A 14,981-nucleotide genomic window follows, 5' to 3' on the forward strand; every position below is an offset into this window, starting at 1 on the left:
GCCCGGCCACGTCCCCTGCGAGTCGCCCGGCGCAACTGGACTCCGAACCGGCCCTGCCTGCGCTGAAGGTCCGGCAGGCGCCCACTCACGCGACGCACGCTTGCATGCTGGTCAGGAGCCGCGCGGGGGCGGAGGGAGACCCACCGCCGTCAGCGGGTCGGCAGTCCGGTTCTTCCTCACATTCATGCACATCGGTCCGCGCGCTGCTCGCTCAGCGCTCGGTCTCAGACCCGTGACGCCAGCTCCGCGCTCGCGCGGGCGACCTCGCGGGCGATCGCGTCCTCGTCCGCGTGCACGAGCCGACCCTCCGTCACCGTCGGCCGCCCGTTGACCAGCAGCAGTGTCAGCGGAGGCTGCGACCCCAGCGCCAGCGCCGCGACCGGGTCCGCGATCCCCGCGTGCTCGATCCCGTCGACCTTCCACAGCGCCAGATCCGCCAGCTTCCCGACCTCGATCGAGCCGATCTCGTCCTGCCGGCCGAGCACCCGCGCGCCCCCGATCGTCGCGACCGAGAGCGCCTGGCGAGCGCTCATCCGGTCGGCACCGGCGCGCAGCCGGTTCATCAGCACCGCCTCGCGGATCTCGATGCCGAGCTGCCCCGACTCGTTCGACGCCGCTCCGTCGACACCGAGACCGACCGGCGCCCCGGCCGCGAGCAGTTGCGGGATCGGCGCGATCCCCGCGGCGAGCCGGCCGTTCGAGGAGGGGCAGTGCGCGACTCCGGTGCCCGTGGCCGCGAACTTCGCGATGGCGTCGTCGTCGAGGTGCACGCAGTGCGCCATCCAGACGTCGTCGCCGAGCCAGCCGAGCGACTCGAGGTAGTCGGTGGGAGACATCCCGAACGCCTCGCGGGTGTAGGCGTCCTCCTCGATCGTCTCGGAGCCGTGGGTGTGCAGCCGCACGCCGAGCTGGCGGGCGAGCACCGCCGATTCGCGCAGCAGATCGGGAGTGACCGAGAACGGCGAGCACGGCGCGATCGCGACGCGCACCATCGAGTCGAAGGAGGCGTCGTGGTAGCGCTCGACGGCCGCGCCGCTCGCCTCCAGCGCCGCCGCGGTCGTCTCGACGGCGAAGTCCGGCGGCAGGCCGCCCTGCGACTCGCCGAGGTCCATCGAGCCGCGGGTCGCATGCAGGCGGAGCCCGAGGGTCGACGCCGCGTCGACGATCCCGCCGACGATGTCACCGGATCCGCGCGGGAACACGTAGTGGTGGTCGCCGACGGTCGTGCAGCCGGAGCGGGCGAGCACGCCCATGGCGCCGAGGGCGGCGGAGCGGGTGAGGTCGGCGTCGATCCGCGACCACGCGGGGTAGAGCGCGACGAGCCAGTCGAAGAGGATCGAGTCCTGCGCCCAGCCGCGGGTGAGCCACTGGTAGAGGTGGTGGTGCGTGTTGACGAGGCCCGGCGTGAGCAGGTGCCCGCGTCCGTCGACGCGCGTGATCGTCACCGGCTCCTGCGCGGGCAGCCCGGTCGGCGCACGGCCGTCGAGGGCCCAGGCCGGAGGCGCGCCCGCGCCGACCGCGGTGATGCGGCGGTCGTCGACGACCACGTGGCCGCCCGAGTGCTCGCTGCCCGCCGCATCGACGGTGGCGACGTGGGCTCCGGTGATGATGTGGCGCTGCATCCCCCGAGCATGCCACCGCCGTGTTTCCCGTCGGTTTCCGCGCGGCCCCTGATGCCCTCCCGCGAGATGCCACTTCGGTACGCGACACGCCGGGAGACGCGTACCGAAGTGGCATCTCGCGGAGCGCGCCAGGGCGTCAGCGCGCCGCGTGGATCGGCCCGGCGCGACCCGCGAGCGGCGTTCCGGAGGCGCCGGAGCGGATCGCCAGCACCTCCGCGAGGATCGACACCGCCGTCTCCTCCGGCGTGGACGCGCCGATGTCGAGACCGATCGGCGAGTGCAGCCGGGTGAGCGCGTCCTCGGCGACCCCCGCCGTCCGCAGGAGCCCCAGCCGGCGCTCGTGCGTGCGGCGCGAACCCATCGCCCCGACGTACGCGACGGGCAGCGTCAGCGCCAGCTCGAGCAGCGGGATGTCGAACTTCTCGTCGTGGGTCAGCACCGCGATCACCGTGCGGGCGTCGACCGGAGTACTCGCGAGGTAGTCGGAGGGCCACTCGACCACCACCTCGTCGGCCGCGGGGAAGCGCTCAGCCGTCGCGAAGACCGGCCGCGCGTCGCACACCGTCACGCGGTAGCCGAGCAGGGCGCCCGCGGCGCAGAGAGCGGCCGAGAAGTCGACGGCGCCGAAGACGAGCAGTCGTGGCTTCTCGGCGTGGACGATGTAGGTCACCTCGAGCTCGGAGCCCTGGCAGTCGATCTCGACGCTCGCGGAGCGGCCCGAGAGCATGCGCGCCGAACGCTCGGCGAGGATCCGGCGCACCGTGTCGTCATCGAGGTGCTGCCCGACGACGTCCTGCGCGCGCGTGGCTCCGGTCAGCACCAGCCCGACGAGTTCCTCCGGCCCCCCGACGATCATCGCGAGCCCCGCCGGACGCCCCGCCCGGGCGGCCCGCAGCTCGGCGAGCACCGCTCCCGACGACGCGTCGACGGCGTGCCCGAGCACCCGCAGCTGCCCGCCGCACGACAGGCCGGCCGCGAAGGCCGCCTCATCGTCGAAGCCGAAGTGCTCCGAGGCGCTCACTCCCGCCCCGAGCACCTCCAGTGCCAGCTCGTAGGCCTGCGCCTCGACGCAGCCGCCCGAGATCGAGCCGATCGCGGCGCCCTCCTCGTCGACCGCCATCGACGAGCCGAGGGCGCGCGGGGCGGATCCGAAGACATGGGTCACGGTGACCACGGCGACGCGCTGGCCCGCCTCGACGCGCTCGAGGATCGGCACGGCCAGTTCGAGCACGGCGACCTCCTCGGAGCGGAACGGAAGGCGTCACTGCCGGGGGCGCGAGCGAGCCGCCGAAGGGCGCTCACACGCAGGAAACATGCCGAGTATAGGGTCGATCCATGCCTTCCGACGCTCCCTCGCTCGACCTCGTGATCCGCTCCTCCGCCGTGCTGACCGAGCACGGCCGTCAGCCCGCGAGCATCGCGATCGCCGAGGGTCTGATCGTCGCCGTCGGCGCCTTCGATGCGCCGTGGCGGACCCTCGAGGAGGTCACCCTACCCGAGGGCCAGGTGCTGATCCCGGGCGCGGTCGACACCCACGTGCACGTCAACGAGCCCGGCCGCACCGAGTGGGAGGGGTTCGCCTCGGCCACCAGGGCCGCGGCGGCCGGAGGCGTCACCACGATCATCGACATGCCGCTGAACTCGATCCCGCCGACGACAACCGTCGCGGGCCTCGAGGCCAAGCGCGCGGCGGCCGGCCCGCAGGCGCTGGTCGACGTGGGCTTCTGGGGCGGAGCGATCCCGTCCAACCTGGGTACCCTCCGCGAGCTCCACGACGCCGGCGTCTTCGGCTTCAAGTGCTTCCTCTCGCCGAGCGGAGTGGACGAGTTCCCGCACCTCAGCACCGATCAGCTGTTCGAGGCGATGCACGAGATCGCCGCGTTCGACGGTCTGCTGATCGTGCACGCCGAGGACCCGGCCGAGCTCGAGTCGAGCGCGAACGACGGAGGCACCTCGTACGGCGCGTTCGTCGACTCGCGGCCACCCGCGTCCGAGAAGAGCGCGATCCTGCACGTGATCGAGGCGGTCCGCGAGACCGGTGGCCGCGCGCACATCCTGCACCTCTCCTCCGCCGATGCCCTTCCACTGCTGCGCGAGGCGAAGGCCGAGGGACTGCGGATCACTGCCGAGACCTGCCCGCACTACCTGACCTTCGACGCGGCCTCGATCCCCGACGGCGCGACCGAGTTCAAGTGCTGCCCGCCCATCCGCGACGAGCGCAACCGCGAGCTGCTCTGGAAGGGCCTGCTCGACGGCACGATCGACATCATCGCCTCCGACCACTCCCCCGCCACTGCCGAGCTGAAGTTCGCGCACGACGGCGACTTCGGCCTCGCCTGGGGCGGCATCTCGGGCCTCGAGCTGAGCTTCCGCGCGATCTGGACCGGAGCGCACGAGCGCGGGATCCCGCTCGAGCAGGTCGTCGCCTGGATGTCGACCGGCACCGCCGCCTTCGCCGGACTCGGGCACAAGGGCCTGCTGCGAGCGGGCGCCGACGCCGACCTGGTGGCTTTCGATCCCGACGCCCAGTCGCGCATCGACGTCGGCGCGCTCGCCCACAAGAACAAGGTGTCGGCCTACGACGGCCGCGTGCTCCGCGGCGCCGTCGCCGCCACCTGGGTCGGCGGAGTCGCGGTGACCGCGGCCACGCAGGCCCCGGTCGGCCGCCTCCTGACCCGCCCTCAGCTCTGACGCCGTCCGCGAGTCTCCGCTCGGGCCCACAGCACTCGCGCCGTGTCGCGCAGACGTGTTCCGGGCACGTTTCGAGCGTGTGAACGTGCGCGGTTCCCGGCGCTCGAGCGGGCGGATCGCACAAGACTGGCGGGGCGGCGGCAATGGATTCGGCGCATCGGGAGGCGCGGGCCGCGTCCCGGCCGCGGGATCCTGACAGACGGGCGCACGCCGCCCACCACTACCCGAACAGGAGCGGACATGTCGATCATCCTCGGAGACCACCAGTACGGGAAGGCCGAGAACCGCGTCGTCCGGATCTACCGCGACAGCCCGCGGCACGAGATCCACGACGTCAACGTGTCGACCGCGCTCCGCGGCGACTTCGAGGCCGCGCACCTCGAGGGCGACCAGTCGGCGGTCCTGCCCACCGACACGCAGAAGCAGACCGCCTACTCCTTCGCCAAGGAGAAGGGGCTGCGCTCGATCGAGGCCTACGGGCTCGAGCTGGCCCGGCACTTCGTCGACGGCTACGCGCCCGTGCACGGCGCCCGCATCGAGATCGAGGAGTTCGCCTGGGAGCGCGTGCTCGTCGACGGCGAGGAGCACGACCACACCTGGGTCAGGAAGGGCCAGGAGGTGCGCATCGCCTCCGTCACCGTCGAGGGCACGGGCGACGAGCAGCGCGTCTGGGTCACCGGCGGCTTCAAGGATCTGACGATCCTCAAGTCGACCGGCAGCGAGTTCCACGGCTTCCTGACCGACCCCTACACGGTGCTCCAGCCGACGAACGACCGAGTGATGGCGACCTCTCTCGTCGCCAAGTGGCGCTTCGCGCTGACCGAGGAGGAGCTCTCGACCACCGACTGGGAGGGCCTCTACGCCGGCGTCAAGGCGCTGATGATCAGCCGCTTCGCGACCGTGCACTCGCTCGCCCTGCAGCAGACGCTCTTCGAGATGGGGAAGGCCGTGCTCGAGGAGTATCCGCAGCTCGTCGAGATCCGCCTCTCGGCGCCCAACAAGCACCACTTCGTCTACGACCTCTCGCCGTTCGGAGTCTCGAACGACAACGAGGTCTTCCACGCCGACGACCGCCCCTACGGCCTCATCCAGGCGAGCGTCACCCGCGACGACGCACCCGACGCCGGGCCCGCCTGGTACGCCTACACGGGTCTGGTGTGACCGGAGCCGTCCACCGCGGTCACGTCCTGCACATCGCGGGGAGCCCCACCCTCGGCGAAGCGAGTGCCGCGCTGGTCTCGATCCCCGACGGCGCCCTCGTCGTCGACGACGCCGGCACGATCGCCTGGGTCGGCGCGCACCGTTCGCTCCCGCGCGACTTCGACGACTGGCCGGTGACGGGCGACGCCTCCGCGTTCCTCCTGCCCGGCTTCGTCGACACGCACGTGCACTTCCCGCAGACGTTCACGACCGATGCGTTCGGCGGCGGCCAGCTGCTCGAGTGGCTCGACACGGCGGTGTTCCCGGCGGAGGCGCGCCTCGCCGACGAGGCGTTCGCGGCCCGCATCGCGCGTGCCTTCACCCGCCGCCGCGTGCAGGCCGGGACGACCGCCGCGATGGTCTTCGGCTCGGCGTTCCCGCACGCGCAGGACGCGCTGTTCGAGGCGAGCCGCGACGCGGGCCTGCGGACGGTCTCGGGACGCGGCATCCAGACCGTCGGACCCGACTCCGCCGCCCCGCTGCTCACCGGCGAGGAGGAGGCGCTCGCGCTCGTCGCCGACGAGATCGAGCACTGGCATGCGGTCGACACCGGAGACGCAGCGACCGCGCTGCTCCAGGTCGCGATCGTGCCGCGCTTCTCTCTGTCGGTGACACCGACCACGCTCGCCGGGCTCGGCGAGCTCTACGACTCCGTCCGCGACCGCGGCGTCTACGTGCACAGCCACCTCAACGAGAACGACAGGCCGGGGGACGGCGAGATCGCAGCGGTCCGCGAGCTCTACGGCACCCGCAGCTACCTCGACACCTACGACGGGCTGTTCCTGCCGGGATCCGCCCGGGGCGGCTCCTCGCTCCTCGGCCGGCGGACGATCCTGGCCCACGCGGTGCACTGCCAGGACGCCGAGCTGCGCCGGATGGCTGAGACCGGCACCTCGATCGCGCACTGCCCGACCTCGCAGCAGTTCCTCGGCTCGGGGACGATGCCCTGGCGGCGGACGATCGACTCCGGAGTGACCGTGGCGCTCGGCACCGACGTCGGCGCCGGGGACGAATGGCTGCTCTCTCGGGTGGCCAACGACGCGTTCAAGGTCCACCTGTCGGAGGAGGGCGATGCGGCGGTCTCGCTGCATCCGGCCGAGCTGCTGTTCACGGCCACGCTGGCGGGAGCGCGCGCCCTCGACATGGAGGAGCGCTTCGGGAACTTCGACCTCGGGAAGGACGCGGACTTCCTCCGCATCGAGCCCGACCGCTGGGAGCCCCTCGCCGAGGTGCTCGCGCACGGGGTGCGGGCCGACGACGAGGAGCGGGCGACCGCACAGCTGCTGTTCGCGCTGCTGATGGGCCTGCGCGAGCCGGCGATCGCGGCCGTGCACGTGCGGGGGCGGCGGGTCGCGGCTCCGGAGTAGCCGGCGTGCGCCACCCGACGTCGTCACCCGCCCTGCTCCCCTCAGCCCTGGGCTCACCGCGAGTCGCGCGCTAGCGTCGGTGCATGCGCCTGCGTTCCACGTCCCTCGCTGCCGCACTGCTCGCTCTCGGGCTCTCCGGCTGCGCGAGCGCGGGCCCGACCGGAGCACCGTCCTCCTCCGTGCCGGGCTCGGACCAGTGGGTGGCCGCCGCGGTCGACGTCTGGTTCGAGAACGACTCGGCCCGGATCTGCCGGCACGACATCGATCCCGGTTTTACAATGGGCCTCCCGCGCTGCGATGAGGCGCTCGACATCACCGGCATCACCCCGGACGACCTGCGCGCTCAGCTGGCGGCCCAGGGCATGCCGGTCCGCACAGAGGACGCCGTCGACGTCGTCCCCGCGTTCGTCGTCGGCACCCTCTCGGGTCGCAGCTTCGAGCTCGAGAGCCTCGACTACGAGCTCTACGCCCCGACCAGCACGACCTCGGCGCCCGATCCGGTTCCGAGCTTCGCGACCGGGGAGGAGAAGGACGCGTACGTGAGCGCGCAGCCCTTCCCCCAGCCCGCCGGCTGCACCGCGCCCGCTGGCGGCTGGTCGTCGATGTCGACGCTGGGCACCGGCGCGGCGGCCGAGTACCAGCGAGCGCATCCCGACGTGCTCCTCGGCAACGGGCAGACCTTCGTCGACAACGACACGGCGATCGTGCTCCTCGCGGTCGCCGCCGACGCGGATCCGGAGCAGGTCGCCGCCGATCTCGCCGGCGCCTATCCCGGTGCGCTGTGCGTCCGTCAGTCTGCTCTCACCGCCACCGACCTGCGCGAGGTCGAGGAGGATCCGGTCTTCGCCCCCTCGGACACCGTCCTCTCCTCGAGCCTCTGGCAGCCGACCGACGGCTTCAGCGACGACCCGGAACCGGTCTTCACCGTCTTGACGACGGTGCTGACCGACGCGCTGGTCGAGCGGGCCGCGGAGCACCCCGACGGTCTCGTCCGGCTCGTCCCCTGGTTCGAGCCCGTCACCGCTCGCAGCTAGCGCAGCTGCAGCGCCAGGAACAGGTCGGCCCGGTCCGACGTGTCCGACAGGTCGCGCTGCGTGAGCTCCTCCACCCGCGCGATGCGGTAGCGGACCGTGTTGAGGTGCAGGTGCGTCTGCTCCGCGGTGCGCACCCACGAGCCTCCGCAGTCGAGGAACGCCGCGAGCGTTGCGACGAGCTGCGAGTTGTAGCGCGCGTCGTGCTCGACGAGCCGCCCGAGCACCAGCTCGACGAACACCGTGCGCAGATGGTCGGGTACCGCGGTCAGCAGCTGCACGGCCGAGGTGACCTCGCCCGAGTCGCTGATGCGCACCGCGGAGACGTCACCCGGCGCTCCCGGCAGCAGCATCCCGTAACGGGCCGAGCGCAGCGCTCCGCCCAGCGCCGACAGCGCCGTCGCCGCACTCGTGCCGACCCGCAGCACCGGCCCGCCCAGCCCCGCCCCCGCGCGGCGCAGGGCCGAGGTGACGACGGCGAGCGGATCCGCCCCGATCGGGATGACCGCCGAGCCCTCGATCGGCACGATCGCCACGACGCAGCCCTGCGCGTCCCGGCCGACGACCGCGCGACCGAGGTGCGAGGCGGCGTCCGTCAGCAGCCAGCGCGCGAGGTCGGAGGAGTCGCCCTCCTCGAAACCCGCGGCCACCACCGCGCAGCGCCCCGCGCCCGCGAGCCCGAGCTGGCGCAGGTACACCGCCGTCTCGGGCTGCTCGCTGTCCTCCTCGATCAGCTCGAGCAGCCGGTCGGCGAGGGCCGAGTCGGCGAGCATCGCGGAGTCGCGCTGGAGCCGGTAGAGACCGACGACTCCGGTGAGCTCCGTCACCGCGTCCAGCAGCGAGGGGTGCCACTCGTTCCAGTCCCCGGCGACCACGACGAACCACGACGTCGCGCGGTGCTCGTCCGCCCCGGCGACGACGAAAGTCGAGAGAACGCCGCCGTGGGCGTCCGGCACGGTGACCGGGTTCCGCCGCGCGGTGAGCCCCGCACGCACGACGCGCTCGATCTCGGCGAGCCCGAGCGGCTCGGCGGAGGCGGCGACGCGGCCGGTCGCGGTCAGCACGCGGACGGGGCGGCCGAGCTCGACGGACGTGCGGGTGATCAGCTCGTCGAGCAGCTGGCCCCGGTAGACCTCGGTGAGCAGCTCGCGCTGGCGGGCGAGACCGGCGGTCAGGCGCGCCACGCGGTCGCCGGCGAGCGTGTTCGAGAGGTGCGTGGTGATCGAGGCGAACGAGACGTCGGCCGGCACGGCGAACAGTGCGACTCCGTGCGCGCGGCACGCCGCGATCACGTCGTCTGGTACGAAGCCGTAGAGCCCCTCGCCGGCCAGCAGCGCGACGGCTCCGGCGGCGGCGACGGCAGCGACGAACGTCTCGCTGTCCTCGGGCGTCCGCCGCCAGACGAGGCCGGTGAGCACGAGCTGATCGCGGGCGAGGTAGCGCCGAGGGTCGAGCAGATCGGTCGTGAACGTCCAGTTGACCGGTCGCGCGAGCGCCTCCGGGGTCGTGTAGACGGCACGGATCCTGAGCTGCGGGGCGTCGAGGACGTCCTGGAGCTGCACGCTCAGCTCCCCCGGTACGTCGAGTAGGCGAACGGGCTGAGCAGCAGAGGGATGTGGAAGTGCGCGTCGACGTCGTCGAGGCGGAACGCGACCACGACTTCCGGGTAGAACGCGTCGGGTCCGAAGTACGCCCCGGTGTCGAAGACGACGCGGTAGACGCCCGCGGGGAGCGCCTCCGGACCGAACACCCCGACCCGGCCGTCGGCGTCGGTGCGCGCCGTGGCGATCGACGTCCAGCCGGAGGCGGTGCGCTCCTCGAGCGCGACCGGCACATCGCGTGCAGGACGGCCGAGCACCGCGTCGAGCACGTGCGTCGTCACGTGGCTCGCGTGCGCGCTCACGGTCGCGCCTCCGCCACGACCGCGCCGGTGTCAGGGCCGAGCGCTCGCACCCGCAGCACCGTGATCTCGCGCAGCTGATCGGCGACGATCGCGCGCTCGGTCTCGTCGTCGAGGCCGAGCCGGCGCTCGAGCTCGGCGACGATCTCGCTCCGATCTCGGCCGGCGGCGCGGATGAGGAACACGCGCTCGAATCGCTCCTCGTAGGCGCGGTTGCCCGCGAGAAGGCGCTCGGCCAGCACCTCGTCGCTCGAGAGGCTCGACGCCTGCTCGGCGGCGGAGAAATCGGAGGAGCGTCCCGCACCCGCGTGCCGCTCCCCGATCCGGGGGTGGTCGGCCAGCGCGGCCTCCACCTCCTCCGCGGTCAGCGAACGCGCGACCCGGTCGGCGGCGTCCGCCAGAGCGTCGGTGGAGGCGTAGGGTGCGCCGGCGGCGACCTCGTCGGCCCAGCGCGGCACGGCCAGGCAGGCGAGCAGGGCATCACGTGGATCGGTGGTGGCGGTCATGGAGACTCCTCGTCGGGTGGCGGGGTGGGGCACGATGAACGGATGGATGCGCGCGCGGTGACCGGGATCGTTCTCGCGGCAGGCGCGGGGCGCCGCGCGGGCGGGCCCAAGGCTCTGCGGCGAGCCGAGGACGGCACGCCCTGGGTCGAGCGGGCGGTGCGCCGCCTCGAGGCGGTCGGCTGCACACGCGTGCTGGTGGTGCTCGGAGCCGGCGCGGACGAGGCCGGGGCGCTCGTTCCGCGCAGTGCCGAGAGCGTCGTGGCGGAGGACTGGGCCGAGGGACTCTCGGCGTCGCTGCGCGCCGGTCTCGCCGCGGCCGACGGTGATGCGGCCCTGGTGACGCTGGTGGATCTGCCGGACGAACCCGCGGGAGTCGCTGCGCGCCTCCTGGACCGCTCGCCCGACGGGCCGAGCGCACTCGCCCGCGCGGTCTACGACGGCCGTCCGGGTCACCCCGTGCTGCTCGGTGCCGCGCACTGGCCCGCCGTCGTGCGGGGATCCAGTGGTGACAGCGGTGCGCGCGACGTCCTGCGCTCGGCGGGCGCCCTCGAGATCGAGTGCGGCGATCTCTCCGCGGGGCTCGACGACGACGGGCCCGCTCATCGCAGCTCTCCCGCGTCGAGTGCCTCGAGCAGCGCCCGCCAGGCGAGCGTCGCGCACACCGAGCGCACCGGGTTGCCCGAGACCGCGAGCAGCGCCGACTCCTGACCGAGCCCCTCGCCACCCTCACGGCGGCCCATCGCGCCGAGCAAGGCCTCGATGCGCGCTCGGATCTCGGACGCACTGCGACCATCGAGCTCGTCGGTCATCAGCGAGGCCGAGCCCTGCGAGAGCTCGCACCCGCGACCGCTCCAGGCGAGGTCGACGTGCGCTGCCGAGCCGCTCACGCGCACCTCGAGCCGGTCGCCGCAGGTCGGGGTGATCAGCTGCGCGCGCCCGAGCACCGCCCCGACGGCGTCGGAGCGCCCCACCGGGTGCCGCGCGTGATCGCGGATCAGCTCCGCGGCGGCGCTCACGCGCGGTCCTCGATCTCGGAGAGCTCGGAGTAGACGGTACTGATGCCCGCGATGCGCTCGCGGGAGTCGCGCGGGGCGGCGCCGAGCACTCCGGAGGCGAGCAGTGCCGCGGTGCTCATCGCCGCCGCGTAGCTGTCGAAGGCCGCGTCGCTGTCGACGGGGCACTCGAGCCAGACCGAGACGCGGTCGGCGAAGCGCCGCGCCTGCGGGTCGGCGAGCAGGACCACCGGCACGCCGTGCGCGGAGAGGACGTCGACGAGGGCCTCGAACGACGCCGGTCGCCGGCGGAACCCGACCAGCACGACGACATCCTGCGCGTCGAGTCCGGCGAGCTCCTCGCCCAGCGACTGCCCGGGCTGCGGCGCGATCCTGACCCGGGCGCGCGCCTGCGCGAGCTGCTGCCGGAGGTGCAGTGCCACGGGGTAGCTGTTGCGCATCCCGATCACGACCACCTCCCGCGCCTCGGCGAGCAGGCCCACCGCCCTCTCGAGCCGACCGCCCGAGAGGGTCGTCGCCAGCCGGAGGAGGTTCGCCCGCTCCGTGTCCAGGTGCGCCGCGAGCGCGTCGCCGGGCTCGCCCGCCGAGGCGGGGCCCACGGGGACGCCGGAGCTGCGGAGCGCACGGGCGTGCTCGCGCACCTCCTGCGAGTTCGTGAAGCCGAGGCGCCGGAAGAGCCGCGAGACCGTCGCCTTCGACACTCCGCTGTTCTGCGCGAGCTCGGTGGCGGTGTAGATCGCGAGGTCGCCGAGGTGATCGAGGATGAAGTCGGCCGCGCGCTGCTCCTGCCGCGACAGCGAGGCGTAGCTCGCGTCGATGCGGTGCCCGATCGACGGCGCCTCGGTCACGGTCACTCCCGGCTCGCCCGAGCCTCGGCGAAGGCGTGCACGGCGGCCTCGAAGGCGTCGAGCGCGGTCGCCACGTCGGCCTCGGTCACGTTCTCGTCGGGGTGGTGGCTGACTCCGCCCTCGCAGCGCACGAAGAGCATCGCGTACTCGGTGAGGTCGGCGATCGCCATCGCGTCGTGGCCGGCCTTCGAGAAGAGCACCATCGGCTCCGCATCGCCCGTCGCGCGGATGCCCTGCCGCACGACGTCCTGCAGCCAGTGGGCGGCGACCACCGCCGGGGCCGCGTGGGTCTCCTCGACGGTCAGCGCGAGGCGGCGGCGGCGCGCCGACTCCGACATCGCGTGCTGGATCTCGTCCCACACCCGATCGCGCACATCGTCGAACTCGGCGCGCAGATCGAGGCTGAACTCGACCCGGCCGGGGATGACGTTGACGGCCCCGGGGAACGCCTCGAGGCGCCCGACGGTGGCGATGCAGCCGTGCTCGCGGGCGATGCGCTCGACGGCCAGCACGGCCTCGGCGGCTCCGGTCAGCGCGTCGCGGCGGCGGTCGAACGGCACGCCTCCCGCGTGGCCGGCCTTGCCGGTGAGGGTCAGCGCGAAGCGGCGGGCTCCGGCGATCGATGAGACGACTCCGAGTGCGCGGTCGGCCTCCTCGAGGTACGGGCCCTGCTCGATGTGCGTCTCGAGGTAGGCGAGCAGGTCGTCGGCGTCGCGGGCGGCGGTCGTGATCCGCGAGGGGTCGAGGCCGAACTCGTGGAACGCCTCGACGAGGGTGGTGCCGTCGGCGTCCTCGAGCTCCCACCAGTGCTCGTCCCAGGTGCCCGCCACGGCGCGCGAGCCGAGCAGCGCCGTGCCGAAGCGGGTGCCCTCCTCATCGCCGAACGCGACGACCTCGATCGCGAAGGGCAGGCGGGTCCCGGAGGCGTTCAACCGCGAGACGACGGCGATCGCGAGCACCACTCCGAGGATCCCGTCGTAGCGGCCGGCGTCGGGGACGGTGTCGAGGTGCGAGCCCAGCAGCAGCGCGGGGAGTCCCGGCGTCGAGCCCTCGTAGCGGCCGCACTGGTTGCCCGCCGCGTCCTGCCACGAGCGCATCCCCGCCTCCTCCATCCAGCGCGCCGCCATGGCGTTCACGCGGGCGTGCTCGGGAGAGAGGTAGACGCGCTCGATCGCGCCGCGGGTGCTCGAGACCGCGGCGAGCTCGTCGCAGCGCGCCATGATCTCGGCGGCGTCGAGAGCGCTCATCGCGCGCCCCCGTAGACCTCGTAGGCACCCGCGACTCCGCCGCCCGGGGCCACGGAGGCGCCTGCGCGCCGCAGGACCGCCTCCAGAGCCGCGAGCGTGGTCAGCACCGCATCGGTGCGTGCGTTGTAGCCCATCGTGCCGATGCGCCAGACCTTGCCGTGCAGCGGGCCGAAGGAGGTGCCGATCTCGATGCCGAAATCGGTCAGCATCTCGCCGCGCACCGCGTCGCCGTTCACGCCCTCGGGGATGTGCACCGCGACGACGTTGTTCATCTTGTGCGCGACGTCGCCGAAGACCTCGAGCCCGAGGCCGCGGACGCCGGCGAGCATCGCCGCGCCGTGCAGCACGTGGCGCTCGACCGTGGCGTCGAGACCCTCCTCGACGATGATGCGCGCGCACTCGCGGGCACCGAACAGCATCGTGGTCGCCTCGGTGTGGTGGTTGAGCCGACGCGGGCCCCAGTAGTCGAAGATCATGCCGAGGTCGAAGTAGTTCGAGCGGATCGGGTGCGCGTTCACGGCGTCTCCCGCGTCGCGGATGCCCGCCTCGATGGACTTGCGCGACTCGATCACCGCGACGGCCTTCTCCGAGAAGGTCGCCGGCGCCGAGCCCGAGGGACCGCCGAGGCACTTCTGCAGACCGGCCGTGACCGCGTCGAGCCCGAGCTCGTCGGCGTGGAAGACGTTGCCCGCGAGCGAGGCGGTGACGTCGGTGTAGAAGAGCACGCCGTGCTTGTCGCACAGCGCGCCGAGCTCCTCGAGCGGCTGCGCCATCGTCGTCGAGGTGTCGCCGTGCACGACCGCGAGCACCTTCGGGCGCACGCGCTCGATCGCCTCGGCGATGACCGAGACCGGGAACACCTGTCCCCACTCGGCCTCGATCACGTGCACCTCGGCTCCGCAGCGCTCGGCGATCTCGCGGAGGAGGTGCCCGAAGCGCCCGAAGACCGGCACGAGGACGCGGTCGCCCGGCTCGAGCATCGACACGAGCGCCGCCTCGATGCCGGCGCGGCTGGTGCCGTCGACGAGCAGCGTCTTCTCGTTGGCGGTGTCGAAGACGCGGCGGTAGAGCTCCTGCGTCTCGTTCATGTAAGCGGTCATCGCCGGGTCGTACTGGCCGACGAGCTGCGCTGACATCGCGCGCAGGACGCGCGGATCCGCATTGATCGGGCCCGGGCCCATCAGCAGCCGTGGCGGCGGGTCGATCGGGAGGAACGTCGAGGGCGCGGGCACGGACGGGATGGCAACCACCTCTTCACAGACGGACGGGCAGAGAAAAACCTGTTTCAGTCGCCCATCCTACGCAACAGACGTTTCTCGGGTGTTTCGAGTTCCACCTCCTTGGCCGACACGTATCACCTCGGTCTTCGCGTGCGAGCACACCGGAAGCTGCCGCTCGTCGTGCGCATGGTTCGCCAGGCTTCCGTGCCTGACGGCGTGGCGAGCAAAATTTCGCTCACATTCCACGAGGACGCAAGTTCAATCGTCCTCGGTGCCAACCCAGCTGGGTCGGATCCAAAGTGGTCGAAGTCCTGGAACTATCTGCCTCATTACAAG

At 72.8% G+C, this 14,981-nt stretch carries 14 protein-coding genes; 5 read left to right on the plus strand and 9 right to left on the minus strand.

The features are described from left to right. Positions 1–224 precede the first annotated feature (224 nt). Complete coding sequence (locus ASG06_RS15435; RefSeq protein ID WP_056044158.1) at positions 225–1,622, minus strand: 8-oxoguanine deaminase; 1,398 nt, start codon at positions 1,620–1,622, stop codon at positions 225–227. A gap of 136 nt (positions 1,623–1,758) precedes the next feature. After that, on the minus strand, positions 1,759–2,853 hold the full coding sequence (locus tag ASG06_RS15440; RefSeq protein ID WP_056044160.1) for an XdhC family protein: 1,095 nt from the start codon (positions 2,851–2,853) through the stop codon (positions 1,759–1,761). Between the two features lie 104 nt (positions 2,854–2,957). Here ASG06_RS15440 and allB point away from each other — a divergent pair, with 104 nt between their 5' ends. From allB to ASG06_RS15460, 4 genes are all read left to right on the plus strand, one after another. Beyond that, positions 2,958–4,313: an allantoinase AllB gene (gene allB / locus ASG06_RS15445; protein ID WP_056044162.1), complete on the plus strand. Its 1,356-nt coding sequence runs from the start codon at positions 2,958–2,960 to the stop codon at positions 4,311–4,313. A gap of 240 nt (positions 4,314–4,553) precedes the next feature. Beyond that, on the plus strand, positions 4,554–5,474 hold the full coding sequence (gene pucL, locus ASG06_RS15450) for a factor-independent urate hydroxylase (protein ID WP_056044163.1): 921 nt from the start codon (positions 4,554–4,556) through the stop codon (positions 5,472–5,474). Beyond that, positions 5,471–6,880, plus strand: coding sequence for an amidohydrolase family protein (locus ASG06_RS15455; protein WP_056044165.1), 1,410 nt, complete (start codon positions 5,471–5,473; stop codon positions 6,878–6,880). Before pucL ends, ASG06_RS15455 begins: the two co-directional genes overlap by 4 nt. 83 nt (positions 6,881–6,963) lie before the next feature. After that, a complete protein-coding gene (locus ASG06_RS15460) occupies positions 6,964–7,914 on the plus strand; it encodes a hypothetical protein (RefSeq protein ID WP_056044167.1) in 951 nt (316 codons plus the stop codon). On the opposite strand, the gene ASG06_RS20070 is transcribed toward ASG06_RS15460, so the two are convergent. The 3 genes from ASG06_RS20070 to uraD are packed head-to-tail and all read right to left on the minus strand — an operon-like array spanning position 7,911 to position 10,317. Next, on the minus strand, positions 7,911–9,473 hold the full coding sequence (locus ASG06_RS20070) for a helix-turn-helix domain-containing protein (protein ID WP_056044168.1): 1,563 nt from the start codon (positions 9,471–9,473) through the stop codon (positions 7,911–7,913). The two genes, ASG06_RS15460 and ASG06_RS20070, sit on opposite strands and share 4 nt — an antisense overlap. Positions 9,474–9,475: 2 nt before the next feature. Continuing rightward, the gene (uraH, locus tag ASG06_RS20300) at positions 9,476–9,814 is read right to left on the minus strand and encodes a hydroxyisourate hydrolase (RefSeq protein WP_056044170.1); all 339 of its coding nucleotides are present in this window, start codon (positions 9,812–9,814) and stop codon (positions 9,476–9,478) included. Beyond that, on the minus strand, positions 9,811–10,317 hold the full coding sequence (gene uraD / locus ASG06_RS15475) for a 2-oxo-4-hydroxy-4-carboxy-5-ureidoimidazoline decarboxylase (RefSeq protein ID WP_056044612.1): 507 nt from the start codon (positions 10,315–10,317) through the stop codon (positions 9,811–9,813). Before uraD ends, uraH begins: the two co-directional genes overlap by 4 nt. 42 nt (positions 10,318–10,359) lie before the next feature. Here uraD and ASG06_RS19650 point away from each other — a divergent pair, with 42 nt between their 5' ends. Continuing rightward, entirely contained in the window at positions 10,360–11,025 is a 666-nt protein-coding gene (locus ASG06_RS19650; RefSeq protein ID WP_082499292.1) for a nucleotidyltransferase family protein, read from the plus strand. Here ASG06_RS19650 and ASG06_RS15480 read toward each other — a convergent pair. The 4 genes from ASG06_RS15480 to ASG06_RS15495 are packed head-to-tail and all read right to left on the minus strand — an operon-like array spanning position 10,917 to position 14,606. After that, complete coding sequence (locus ASG06_RS15480) at positions 10,917–11,333, minus strand: iron-sulfur cluster assembly scaffold protein (RefSeq protein ID WP_056044172.1); 417 nt, start codon at positions 11,331–11,333, stop codon at positions 10,917–10,919. The genes ASG06_RS19650 and ASG06_RS15480 overlap by 109 nt on opposite strands. Next, the gene (locus ASG06_RS15485; protein WP_056044614.1) at positions 11,330–12,178 is read right to left on the minus strand and encodes a MurR/RpiR family transcriptional regulator; all 849 of its coding nucleotides are present in this window, start codon (positions 12,176–12,178) and stop codon (positions 11,330–11,332) included. Before ASG06_RS15485 ends, ASG06_RS15480 begins: the two co-directional genes overlap by 4 nt. Before the next feature lie 2 nt (positions 12,179–12,180). Further along, positions 12,181–13,425, minus strand: a complete 1,245-nt coding sequence (locus ASG06_RS15490; protein ID WP_056044174.1) for an allantoate amidohydrolase — start codon at positions 13,423–13,425, stop codon at positions 12,181–12,183. Further along, positions 13,422–14,606, minus strand: coding sequence for a pyridoxal-phosphate-dependent aminotransferase family protein (locus tag ASG06_RS15495; protein ID WP_082499320.1), 1,185 nt, complete (start codon positions 14,604–14,606; stop codon positions 13,422–13,424). Before ASG06_RS15495 ends, ASG06_RS15490 begins: the two co-directional genes overlap by 4 nt. Between the last annotated feature and the right edge of the window lie 375 nt (positions 14,607–14,981).

This window comes from Rathayibacter sp. Leaf185 (genome assembly GCF_001423885.1).
In the GTDB taxonomy this organism is placed as follows: domain Bacteria; phylum Actinomycetota; class Actinomycetes; order Actinomycetales; family Microbacteriaceae; genus Rathayibacter.

Bases quoted from the DNA above. Each gene is read 5' to 3' on its own strand.
- ASG06_RS15435 (WP_056044158.1), bottom strand. From the start codon at position 1,622: ATGCAGCGCCACATCATCACCGGAGCCCACGTCGCCACCGTCGATGCG.
- ASG06_RS15495 (WP_082499320.1), bottom strand. From the start codon at position 14,606: ATGGGCCCGGGCCCGATCAATGCGGATCCGCGCGTCCTGCGCGCGATG.
- uraD (WP_056044612.1), bottom strand. From the start codon at position 10,317: ATGACCGCCACCACCGATCCACGTGATGCCCTGCTCGCCTGCCTGGCC.
- ASG06_RS15460 (WP_056044167.1), top strand. From the start codon at position 6,964: ATGCGCCTGCGTTCCACGTCCCTCGCTGCCGCACTGCTCGCTCTCGGG.
- ASG06_RS19650 (WP_082499292.1), top strand. From the start codon at position 10,360: ATGGATGCGCGCGCGGTGACCGGGATCGTTCTCGCGGCAGGCGCGGGG.
- ASG06_RS15490 (WP_056044174.1), bottom strand. From the start codon at position 13,425: ATGAGCGCTCTCGACGCCGCCGAGATCATGGCGCGCTGCGACGAGCTC.
- pucL (WP_056044163.1), top strand. From the start codon at position 4,554: ATGTCGATCATCCTCGGAGACCACCAGTACGGGAAGGCCGAGAACCGC.
- allB (WP_056044162.1), top strand. From the start codon at position 2,958: ATGCCTTCCGACGCTCCCTCGCTCGACCTCGTGATCCGCTCCTCCGCC.